At 37.4% G+C, this 11794-nt stretch carries 10 protein-coding genes; 5 read left to right on the top strand and 5 right to left on the bottom strand.

Features of this window, described 5'->3' with window-relative positions:
• Nucleotides 1-8 precede the first annotated feature (8 nt).
• Genes AADJ06_RS19500 through AADJ06_RS19485 form a run of 4 tightly spaced genes read right to left on the bottom strand, consistent with a single transcriptional unit; the run spans nucleotide 9 to nucleotide 3883 of the window.
• Entirely contained in the window at nucleotides 9-677 is a 669-nt protein-coding gene (locus AADJ06_RS19500) for an NADH:ubiquinone reductase (Na(+)-transporting) subunit D (RefSeq protein WP_341228173.1), read from the bottom strand.
• Nucleotide 678: 1 nt separating this feature from the next.
• A complete protein-coding gene (nqrC, locus tag AADJ06_RS19495; protein ID WP_341228172.1) occupies nucleotides 679-1386 on the bottom strand; it encodes an NADH:ubiquinone reductase (Na(+)-transporting) subunit C in 708 nt (235 codons plus the stop codon).
• Nucleotides 1379-2533, bottom strand: coding sequence for an NADH:ubiquinone reductase (Na(+)-transporting) subunit B (locus tag AADJ06_RS19490; protein WP_341228171.1), 1155 nt, complete (start codon nucleotides 2531-2533; stop codon nucleotides 1379-1381). Before AADJ06_RS19490 ends, nqrC begins: the two co-directional genes overlap by 8 nt.
• Before the next feature lie 21 nt (nucleotides 2534-2554).
• Entirely contained in the window at nucleotides 2555-3883 is a 1329-nt protein-coding gene (locus AADJ06_RS19485; RefSeq protein ID WP_341228170.1) for a Na(+)-translocating NADH-quinone reductase subunit A, read from the bottom strand.
• 255 nt (nucleotides 3884-4138) lie between these two features.
• Between AADJ06_RS19485 and AADJ06_RS19480 the strand changes: the two genes are divergently transcribed.
• The 3 genes from AADJ06_RS19480 (at nucleotide 4139) to AADJ06_RS19470 (ending at nucleotide 7889) form a co-directional block, all read left to right on the top strand.
• Entirely contained in the window at nucleotides 4139-5599 is a 1461-nt protein-coding gene (locus AADJ06_RS19480) for a S41 family peptidase (protein WP_341228169.1), read from the top strand.
• 179 nt (nucleotides 5600-5778) lie between these two features.
• Nucleotides 5779-6846: a branched-chain amino acid aminotransferase gene (locus tag AADJ06_RS19475; protein WP_341228168.1), complete on the top strand. Its 1068-nt coding sequence runs from the start codon at nucleotides 5779-5781 to the stop codon at nucleotides 6844-6846.
• Between the two features lie 251 nt (nucleotides 6847-7097).
• Nucleotides 7098-7889 (top strand): hypothetical protein, encoded by a 792-nt coding sequence (locus AADJ06_RS19470; protein ID WP_341228167.1) that lies wholly within the window; start codon nucleotides 7098-7100, stop codon nucleotides 7887-7889.
• Nucleotides 7890-7900: 11 nt separating this feature from the next.
• On the opposite strand, the gene AADJ06_RS19465 is transcribed toward AADJ06_RS19470, so the two are convergent.
• Entirely contained in the window at nucleotides 7901-8971 is a 1071-nt protein-coding gene (locus tag AADJ06_RS19465; RefSeq protein ID WP_341228166.1) for a BamA/TamA family outer membrane protein, read from the bottom strand.
• 216 nt (nucleotides 8972-9187) lie between these two features.
• Here AADJ06_RS19465 and recJ point away from each other — a divergent pair, with 216 nt between their 5' ends.
• Both recJ and lptB read left to right on the top strand, forming a co-directional pair.
• Nucleotides 9188-10912: a single-stranded-DNA-specific exonuclease RecJ gene (recJ, locus tag AADJ06_RS19460; RefSeq protein ID WP_341228165.1), complete on the top strand. Its 1725-nt coding sequence runs from the start codon at nucleotides 9188-9190 to the stop codon at nucleotides 10910-10912.
• Between the two features lie 138 nt (nucleotides 10913-11050).
• Entirely contained in the window at nucleotides 11051-11788 is a 738-nt protein-coding gene (gene lptB, locus AADJ06_RS19455; protein ID WP_341228164.1) for an LPS export ABC transporter ATP-binding protein, read from the top strand.
• Nucleotides 11789-11794: the final 6 nt, after the last annotated feature.

Here is an 11794-nt window from a genome sequence, read left to right as displayed (position 1 = left end):
TAAACTAATTAAGAAACGTTAATTAATTTCTGATTACGGCTACGTTGTATCCAAATATAAACTCCGATTAAGAAAAGGGCCGCCGGTGGAAGCACCATCAAACCATTATTCACATAACCATGCTCATAGGCCCATTCGGGAATAACTTGAAAGCCTAGAACAGAACCTGCTCCAAATAATTCTCTAAAGAAAGCTACCGCTATTAAAATAAGACCATAACCCAAACCATTACCAATACCATCTAAGAAAGCTGGCCATGGTTTTTGACCTAGAGCAAAAGCCTCCAAACGTCCCATGATAATACAGTTGGTAATAATAAGCCCCACAAAAACTGCAAGCTGCTTACTTACGTCAAACATAAAGGCTTTAAGCACTTGGTCAACAATAGTTACCAAGGTAGCCACTACTATAAGCTGAACGATGATTCGAACCCTTCCTGGAATTCCGTTACGAAGTAAACTTATAATAAGGTTAGAAAAAGCACTTACAAAAAGTACCCCTAAAGTCATTATAATAGCAGGCTTCACCTGTACAGTTACTGCCAAAGCCGAACATATTCCAAGAACCTGAACAGAAACCGGGTTGGTGTCGTCAAGTGGGTCTTTTAAAACCTGTAAATTCTTCTTCGAAAATAATGGCTCTTTCTTTTCTTTTAATTCTGCTACTTCTTCTGCCATATTAATTTGATTTAAGATTGTTAAAATAAGTCAAATAAGGAGCTACACAGTTTTTAATCATATCATCTACTCCATTTGAAGTAATGGTACCACCAGAAATTGCGTCTACCCTATTCTCTGAATCTAATGAAGATTTCATTGTGCTTTTCAGTACGTTAACTGAGGCAAAATCTCCATTGCTGTCTAAAATCTTTTTCCCTTGAAACTGCTCTTGGAAAATTAGTTCTGTGATTTCTGCACCAAGACCAGGAGTTTCCCCTTTATGGTCAAAAAATGCTCCTTTGATTGTATTAAAATCGTCACTCAGAGCTAAATATCCCCAAACAGGCCCCCAAAGCCCTACACCTCGCATAGGAACGATGTAAGCTTTACTGCCATTATCCTCTGTGTAAACATACAAAGGAAGTTGTCTTTCAGAAGGCTCTTTAGCAATTTCTCTTTTAAGGTCTACATCCGCTACATCAACACCCGTTACTTCGTTTCCTTCGCTGTCCACTACCATTTCTTCTACAGAACCATCGTAAGCAGTTTCAATAACCTCATCTTCTTCAGAAGTCACCAAAACGGACTTCAAAACACTTCGTTTGCTATCTAACGCTAAATTAGCTTCCTGTAAAGGTTTAAGCTGCTGCGAAGTTAACACCAACACCACGGCTGTCAACATTGACAAACCTATGGCATATATAAATGTATATTTATTACTATGCATGTTTCAATCTTTTTTTGATGTGAGATTCTACCACCATATGATCAATTAATGGGGCAAAAACATTGAACAATAAAATACTCAGCATCATCCCCTCTGGGTAAGCCGGATTAAATACTCTTAAAATAACCGTGAATGCACCAATCAGTAAACCATAAATAATTTTCCCTTTACCTGTATGTGAGGCTGTCACTGGGTCAGTTGCCATAAACACTGCACCAAAGGCAAAACCACCCACTAAAAGGTGATTAAGAGCTGGCATATGCATAGCGTGGTTAGCCGCTTCAGGAGCTAATACATTCATAAGTAAACCCATTAAGAAACCTCCTCCAAAAACAGATAAAATAATACGTAAGCTACCTACACCTGTAATTACTAATATGGCAGCACCAATAAGGCAGGCAATCACCGAAGTTTCTCCAATGGAGCCTTGTTCAAAACCTATAAACATATCCGATGCCGACTGCATGGCCGATATATCCGTATCAAAAGGCACTAGGTTAGTAGCACCTGAATATGCGTCTAAAACAGTGTGACCTTCTTCAGCAGAAAGGTCCGTCCAAACCTCTCCAGACATAAATGCTGGGAAGGCAAAAAACATAAACGCTCTCGCTAAAAGTGCAGGATTCATAAAGTTGAAACCAGTTCCTCCAAAAATCTCTTTACCTAAAAGTGTACAGAAAACAGCTCCAAGAGCCACCATCCATAGTGGAACAGTTACAGGAAGCGTTAAAGGAATCAATAAACCTGTAACCAAATAGCCCTCACTCACTGGGTGTCCTGCAACTACAGAGAATATAAACTCAACACCTAAACCAACGGCATAAGAAACCACCACAATAGGCAGTACCTTCCAAAGGCCAAACATAAACTTGTCTAACAAATCAGCCTCCATTCCAAATGCTAAGTAATGCTGATGACCAACATTCCACATGCCAAAAAGCAAACAAGGAATTAAAGCAATAACCACGGTAATCATGGTACGCTTCATATCCATTGCGTCTTTAATATGCACTCCGTTTTTAGTGGTAATGGCTGGAACAAACGCTAAGGTTTCAAAGGCCTCAAAAGCTGGATGCCACTTTTCTAACTTGCCCCCTTTCTCAAAATTGGGCTTAACAGATTCTAAAAAATCGTGTAATATCTTCACTAAAATATGCTTTTTTATTTATTAACCTTCTGTACGTATCAGGTCAAGACCTTCACGTACAATTTTCTGAACTTCAATTTTTGAGGTACACACAAATTCACAAAGAGCTAAATCTTCTTCTGCAACTTCATAAATACCTAAAGCTTCCATTCTTTCAATGTCTCCAGCCATGATTGCTTTTAAAAGCTGAACTGGCATAATATTCATTGGCAATACTTTCTCGTATTGACCACTCATTACAAAAGCACGCTCTTCTCCATGAGTATTAGTATCTATTTCATACTTCTTATTTGGCGTTAGCCATGAAAAGTATGTTCTAGATAAACTTAGCTTTGTAGTAGAAGGCAATAACCATCCTAAAAACTCTGCTTTATTACCTTCTGGTATCACAGTCAGTTGCGAAGTATAAAAAGATAAGAAGTCTTCGCTATGTGAAGTAGCACCCGAAAGAACATTCCCCTGAATGTACCTTACGTTACTTTCACTTACTTGGTCAGCTAATAATTTAGAAAGCGACTGTCCTACTTTTAATTTAGCATAAGACGGATTACTTACTTCTGAACCTGTTACTGCTATTATCCTGTCAGCATGATATTCACCAGATTTAAAAAACTCTCCTAAGATAATAACGTCTTGTGCATCTAGATACCAAACGCTTTCTCCAGCTTTTAATGGTGAAACATGATGAATTTGTATACCCACATTCCCTGCAGGATGAGGCCCACTAAATTCATTTTTATTTCCAGAACTTACAGTTAGTGAAGCACCCGCCTCCATTCCAACTTCTAAATTGCCAGAAGCTAAAATGTTCAAAACTTCTAAGCCCTTTTCAAAGCCAGCCTTATTTTGCTCAATCACAAAAGATAAATCTGGAGCAAGTGGTGCCGAGTCGAAAGTAGATACGAAAATAGCTTTAGGTTGCTCTTCTGTAGAAGGGATAATTGAAAAAGGACGTTGTTTTAATAGTGACCACAAGTTTCCTTTAATTAAGGTGTCCTTGATATTTTGAGCTTCTAATTTAGAAGGAATTGCAGTTTTGACAAATTTGGTAGTTTTATCTGCCAGTATTCTTATCTCCAAAACTTTTCTTTTGGCTCCCCTTACTATTTCCACCACCTCTCCACTAATAGGAGACGGGAAATTTATATCGGGTCTTTTTTTGTCAAAAAACAAAGAAGAACCTGCCAAAACCTCATCACCAACCTTAACCACCAGTTTGGGTGTTATTGAAAGATAATCTGTTGGTTTTACCGCAAAAATTTCAGCGGCAGGAATTTCTGCAATTTCTTTGGAAGCTTCCCCTAATAATTTAATGTCGTAGCCTTTTTTAAGGCGTATAGATTTACCCATGAAATCCTGATATTGTCTTACAGTTTAGAATCGAAATTGTCAATTTTGTGTAAAGATAATTTTTTTAGTCAATTAGCAAAAGTCTGAATCAATTGTTTGGACGTGTCTCAGATAAAACATTTGAAAAAGAAGATTTCCAAGCCAATAACAGTACTAAACTGATAATTTTACAAAAATTCACTTAAAAGTCTTTTACCATCCTTTTCCTTAAACTTTACGTATTAAATTACGAGACTTTTCGTTTTAAATATCATTATGAATAAAAAGCTTTATCTACTTCCTATAATTTCCTTCCTGCTTACTTTAGCTTGTAAAGAAAAAAATCCTGAGCCTATTGATAAAACGGATCCAACTGAGGAGCCTAAGGAGGAAAATCCTATTCTGGCTAACTCGCCAGTCAATAATTGGATCTACAGCAGCATGAAGAGCTATTATTATTGGGAAAAAGAAATGGTAGACCTAAGCCAGACAGACCTTGCTATAGAGCCTGATTCATATTTTAAATCACTGCTATTTGAACAAGGCGAGACCGACCGATTCTCCGTTATGTATGCAAGTGCCGATGCTCTCACTAATTCTCTAAACGGATTAAACAGCATTTTTGGCTTTAGCTATAAACCCTTTTACGCCGACGTTGCTAGAACAAGAATTACCTTTTCCATAAGCAACTCCCTAAAAAACAGTGCGGCAGAAAGGTTAGAGATTAAAAGAGGAGATTTCATTACCAAAGTGAATGGTGAAACTATTACTGTAGACAATTACGGCACAATCTTGAAAGATTTAGAAACGGCTACACTAACCATGGGTGTATATGTTGGTCAAGAGGTAGTAGACTCTAAAAAAACATTAGAAATCACAAAGGAACTTACACAGACCAAAGCTGTACAACACTATGAAATCATAAACATTGGTGGAAAGAAAGTTGGATACTTTGCATACAATCAATTCTTAACATCAAGTGATAAAGATGTCAATCAAGCTTTTGGCGAATTTAAAAGCCAAGGCATAGATGAACTAGTAGTGGACTTTAGGTATAACCCTGGAGGATATATTTCTTCTGCCGAGATTATTAGCTCATTAATAGTGAAAGACATAAACACCTCAAACTTAATGACACGCCAAGTTTGGAATGAAGAACAAATGGCCAGTAAGCCCGCGAGCTCTTTTGAAACCTATTTTTCAACTTCGAACAGCAGTGCTGGTGGCACTCTAAATACCTTGGAGACATTGGATCGTGTATACTTCTTGGTTTCAAATGGTACGGCCTCTGCCAGTGAAATGGTTATCAATAACCTGAAACCTTATATGGAGGTTATTCTAGTAGGTGAGCACACTTATGGAAAAAACGTAGGTTCCATTACTATAAAAGATACCCAAGAGCCCAAAAGGTGGGAATGGGGAATGCAACCAATCGTTTTAAAAACATTTAATGCCGCTGGAGAATCTGACTATGGAACAAAAGAAGGTTTTGCCGTGGACATAGAAGTACAGGACGCCATTCTACCTTATAAAGCCTTTGGAGATCCTGACGAAACACTTTTATACGCTGCATTATCTGATATCTTAGGCAGCGACACTATGGCTAGAATTAGAAGCAAAGCAAAAAAGACACCCACTGGAACTTTCCAAGCGGTAAGCCCAGAGGCAACTTATGGTAGTGAAATTTTAGATAGAAAGGAAATGTGGTTAACCGAATTCCCTTGGGAAAATAAGTAACCTATTTTTGACATTTTTTTATCGTGCTGACACCGTAAAAAAAGATTTTAGTTGTCAAGACAAGTATTTTTCTGCAAAAGGTTTGATACTCTAATTATTATTGTCAATAATTGCATCACCAAACCGAATCAAACAATTGGTTCGATGTTTGAATATTCATTTATATAACATTTTCAATTATGGTAGAAGAAGCCACAGCGTTTAAAATAACGCACGTTAAAGAAAGTCGTATTAAACAGTTAGACCAAGAAAACATTGTTTTTGGTTCACTCTTTACTGACCACATGCTGGTCGCAGACTGTATTAATGGCGTCTGGCAAACACCAGAAATTTTACCATACGGCGACATTGCATATAATCCTGCTTTAGCTTCTCTTCATTATGGACAATCTATTTTTGAAGGTATGAAAGCTTTTAAAAATGTAGATGGTGATGTAGTCATGTTTAGACCAGAAGAAAACTTCAAAAGATTTAACATATCTGCTGAGAGAATGTGCATGGCACAGGTGCCAGAAGAGATTTTCATGGATGGCTTAAAAGAAATCTTAAAGTTAGATGCTGCATGGGTTCCAGAAGGAGAAGACAACTCTTTATACCTTCGTCCGTTTATGTTTGCATCTGACGTATATTTAGGTGTTAGGCCATCATTTAACTACAGGTTTATGATTATCATGAGCCCTGCAGGAAAATACTATAGTACGCCGCCTAAAGTCAAAATAGAAACAGAATACATTAGAGCTGCCACTGGTGGTGTGGGTTACGCAAAATGTGCAGGTAACTATGCAGCTTCTCTATACCCAGCTAAATTAGCTCAAGAGCAAGGATATACACAACTATTATGGACTGACGCTCAAACACATACGAAGTTTGAGGAATCAGGAACCATGAACGTTTTCTTTGTAAAGGACGGTAAACTTTTAACACCAAAAACAAGTACCACCATTCTTAAGGGTATTACGCGTGACTCTTTAATTAACATTGCCAGAGACTCAGGCTATGAAGTTTCAGAACAAGATGTTTACGTGAGAGACATTGTAGAAGGTATAAAAGACGGTTCTGTAACAGAAGTATTTGGAGCTGGTACTGCGGTAGTGGTTTCTCCATTTTCTGGTGTAGGATATGAAGGTGAGGATATCCCGCTACCAGCAATCACAGAAAAGTCTATTTCTAGTATTTTGAAAGAAAAACTAGATGGAATTAGAAAAGGAAAATTAGAAGATACTCATGGATGGGTATATAAAGTTTAAGCTTTGATAAACACTTTAAAGAGCCTTCAAGCCATGCTTGAGGGCTCTTTTTGTTTTAGGGCTACCCCTTAACATTCGCAATCTACTGAAAACGAAAAATAGCACTACATCAATACGTTCACTCTCTAACACCAATATTTAATAATTCCAAGTTGGAATATCCGTTTATCAAGGTTTTTCTAAACATTAACATTTAGTATTTAAATTATTCATTACCAGTACTTAAATTAAGAATAATAAAACAAAGCCTTATGGAAAAACAGAATGACTACCTTCCATGTGAAGGATACTTACAAAACCTTGAAGAAGTTGACGAAAATGGAATCATCAAGTTTACTGATAAAAAATCGTCGCTTCATTTCTTCGCTATTATTGAAAATCCGAATACCATACTTTTTAGAAGTGAAGGCTACAAAGAAGTCAAGTCTAGAGATAACGGAATCAAATCGGTTTTAAAGAATATTAAACTTGAAAAAAGGTTTAAAGTAATTAAAGAAGGTAAAAACTACTTCTTAATTATAAAAGCAGGAAATCACCAAGAAATAGCTCGCTCCTGCCCGTTTACCAAAGCTTTAGAAACCGAAGCCTTAAAAGCTAAAGTTTTATCATTAGGTACTACATCCACAGAAGTACAAACCGAGCTTCCAAAGACAGTAAAACCTCAAAGCTTTTTAGAAGACAAAGAATATTTAGGCAGATTAAGGGTCAAAGACGAAAACGGAGATAATACAGGCTATGTCAAATTCAATCCTCCAAACGGACTTTTCTACTACGCTGTTTATAATGATGACGATAGTCTTTATCTAAAATCACTGTCTTATGAAAGTGAAAAAGCTAGAGACGCAAGTTTTAATGAAATGCTTCAAAAAATTGCCGATGCAAATGCCTTTGAGGTAAAAAAAGAAGGCCACACCTATTTCACTATCCTTAAAGGAAAAGATGAAGCCGTTCTTGGTAAAAGTGCTCCATTCCACTCTTTTATTGACGCCTTTAAAACTACGCCTCAAGGTTATCCAATTGCAATTACAGATGGTATTTTTTAAATATTAATTTCTTAAAATGCTTCGCCAATGGTAGCATAGAAATTCCCGTCTCCATAAGGGGAAAGGCCGTAATCTAATCTAAGATTTAAATGTTTCTTTGTAGATATTCTTAAACCTGCTCCGTACGTGTATTTTGGTAGGTTAAGACGTAAAACCGTGTCGCTATCTCCCAAAAAGCCCATAGAGCCAAATCCAGCTAGACCTATAAACTTCCAAACCTCCCAGCGAAGTTCTGCCTGAATTAAAGCAGTATTTTTATCTCTAAAAAAACCTTGATAAATACCTCTCATTTTCTTTGGGCCGCCTAATTGTGCCAACTGGCTAAAAGGAACATTATCACCAAATGTGAAAACCGTATAGTAATTTGAAGCTAACACAAGCTTTTTTGAAAGTGATTTATAAAGTGATAAGTCGAGTGTAGCCTGAGTAAATTCTTGGTCTGCTCCAAAAATCTTGGTAGAAGGCAGCACACTAAACTCGCCAAACATTCCTTTCCTTGGGTAGAACACAGCATCTCTAGTGTCTCGCATTACTGCAGGGCCTATAGCAGAAGTTCTGCTATAATCACTTCCACTAATCTGACCTGTACTTAACTCACCGTTTTCTTCGGTTCCTGTGACCTTATATTCTTCATAGTTAATTCTAGCCCCAACATAAAGATTTGGCTTTAGTTCTTTACCAAGTAAGAGTTTGACACGTGGAAACTTGACATCATATTTTTCCTGAGCTACGGCATTCTCACCAATACCGTAATAGAAGAAATTGTACTTAAACCAACCTATGTCTGCATTTGCATAGTACTTATTGTTATCAAAGAAAACTTGAAAAGGCAGAAAGGCTAAAACTTGCTTATTTTGAGTGTAGGTCAAACCCACAGAAGCTTGCGACGGTTTTGCCCAGACGCTGTCCCTGGCCCATGACCAACTAGCCGTTCCTGCTACTCCCCCTCCCCAACCAGTTTCTGGAAATCTAAAAACTACAGGAAGTGCCAAAATAGACTTATCTCTAAGCAAAGGCGTTTTTTCTTGAGCAAAAATAGATGTACCCAAAACCAATAAGAAGAAAGTAAACAAGTATTTCATTGTACCAACTACGAAATAAAAAGAAAAGTAGATGTACAAAAAAATGGACGTCTCTATGACGCCCACCCTATTGTTTTGACAAACTTAACAAATTACCTTCCGCTTCATGACCTAAAAGCAACTCGTTAGATACCTAGCTTACTATGGCTAGTTATTTTCCATTTCCTATCTTGATTCAATTCAAATTCTATGCCATACTTTTTCTAATTTTGTGGCATGACCGAAAAACGATGGCAGCCTCTGCCTGACCCACAATCTCCCGAAGAAAACAGTATTATTTCTTCCTTAGAAACCGCATTAGGTATTGACAAAGAACTATCTACGCTTCTCTGGCAAAGAGGAGTAAACAACTTTGACGAAGCTAAGTTTTTCTTTAGACCAAGTCTTGACAATTTGCATGACCCTTTCTTAATGAAAGACATGGACATAGCTGTTAATCGTCTTATAAAGGCGATTGACGAAAATGAGAAAATTGTCATTTATGGCGATTATGATGTGGACGGAACCACCGCCGTAGCATTAGTTTATGGTTTTCTTAGCGAATTTTATGACAATATAGAATACTACAATCCTGATAGATATAAAGAGGGATATGGTATTTCAGATACAGGAATTGACTGGGCCGAATCTATCAGTGCTACGCTAATAATTGCCTTAGATTGTGGCATAAAATCAATTGACAAAATAGACTACGCAACAGAAAAAGGAATTGACTTTATAATTTGTGATCACCATGAACCTGGTGAAAAACTCCCAAAGGCTGTAGCGGTACTTGACCCAAAAAGAAAGGACTGCCCATACCCTTTCAAAGAACTAACCGGAAATGGCGTAGGCTTTAAATTATTAACGGCATACTGCCTCAAAAAAGACATTGTCTTAGACCGGCTATATGCATATCTTGACTTTGCAATGGTAAGTATAGCGTCGGACATCGTTCCGATAATTGGGGAAAACAGAATCTTGGCATTTTATGGACTAAAAAAGATTAACGACAACCCGAGAATTGGCCTTAAAGCTCTAAAAGAAGTAGCTGCAACAAAGGGCGAAATGAACATTGAAAATGTGGTGTTCACCATTGGACCACGAATAAATGCCGCGGGAAGAATAAAACATGCCAAAGCCGCTGTTCAACTTTTATTAGCCTCCGATTATGGCGAAGCTTTGGAATTCGCATATGCTATTCAGGAACATAACGTGGAAAGAAGAACGCATGACTCAAGAATTACCGAAGAAGCCTTAAGCATAATTAAAGAGGACGATTGGCTACTAAATGAAGCCAAGAGTACCGTTCTTTTTAGACCAGATTGGCACAAAGGGGTAATTGGGATAGTAGCATCTAGGTGTATTGAGCACTTTTATAGGCCTACCGTTATTTTCACAAAAACTAAAGATGGAATGGCCGCAGGTTCTGCAAGGTCAGTTTCAGGCTTTAACCTGTACAATGCTATAGAAAGTTGTTCTCCGCTTTTAGAACAATTTGGAGGGCACATGCACGCCGCAGGAATGACCATACCCATTAACAATATTCCTGCTTTTAGAGAAAAGTTTAATGAGGTGGTTTCTGAAAACATTACTGAAGAGCAGCTAGTAGCTCAAATAAATATTGACCTTAAAATTAAGCTTGAAAATCTCAGCCGTAAATTTTATCGAATTATGAAGCAGATGGGACCTTTTGGCCCCAAAAACATGCATCCTATTTTTCAAACCGATAATTTACAGCTGGCTGCTGAGCCTAGAATTTTAAAAGAGAAGCACTTAAAACTAGAATTAGTAGAGCCCGAAACAGGAACAACCATGACAGCCCTAGGTTTTGGCATGCGTGAAGCATTTTATGACGAACTGAAAAAATGCGATAGTTTTAAAATTGCATATACGTTAGAAGAAAACACCTTCCGAGATCAAAGTACCCTACAGTTGTTTTTGAAAGACATAAAATTTTAATGACCTGTATTGATTAAATAAATAGGGTTTATCTTTGAACAAATAGCGACGACAAGTGTTCTTCTGTTTTACAACAATAAAAAGAGCCTTTTCCCTTTCTATTTGAAACGTAAAGTCCTTTAGAGCTCATAAGAATAAATGATACTTAGAACAGAAAATCTTATTAAAAAGTATGGCCAGCGAATGGTCAATAAGGAGGTTAGCTATCAGGTGGAGCAAGGCGAGATAGTTGGTTTACTAGGGCCAAACGGTGCAGGAAAAACAACATCGTTTTATATGGCGGTAGGCTTAGTCAAACCCAACTCTGGAAAAATTTGGCTCGGCGAACAAGACATCACGCATTTACCGATGTATAAAAGAGCTAAACTTGGTTTAGGGTATTTGGCACAAGAGCCTTCTGTTTTTAGAGATTTGACAGTTTATGAAAACATATATGGTGTATTAGAGTTGGCCGTACCCGGCCTAAGCAAGGCCGAAAAGAAAGAAAAGACGGAAGAGTTATTAGAGGAGTTTTCTTTAGAGCATGTAAGAAAAAGTAAAGGAATAGTACTCTCAGGTGGAGAACGAAGAAGATGTGAAATAGCTAGAGCTTTAGCTGTAGACCCAAAATTCATATTATTAGATGAACCATTTGCAGGAGTTGACCCCATAGCCGTAGAAGAAATTCAGACTATTGTAGCGAAATTAAAGCATAGAAACATAGGTATTTTAATAACCGATCATAACGTAAACGAAACCCTTTCAATAACCGATAGAGCTTATTTACTTTTTGAAGGAAAAATACTTAAACATGGCACCGCAGAAGAGTTAGCGGCCGACGAAATGGTAAGACGAGTTTACCTAGGAAAACACTTTGAATTAAAAAGGAAAGTCTGAGATTCT

The organism is uncultured Arcticibacterium sp. (assembly GCF_964021845.1).
Taxonomy (GTDB): domain Bacteria; phylum Bacteroidota; class Bacteroidia; order Cytophagales; family Spirosomataceae; genus Arcticibacterium.
This window is presented reverse-complemented; position numbering and strand designations above follow the sequence as displayed.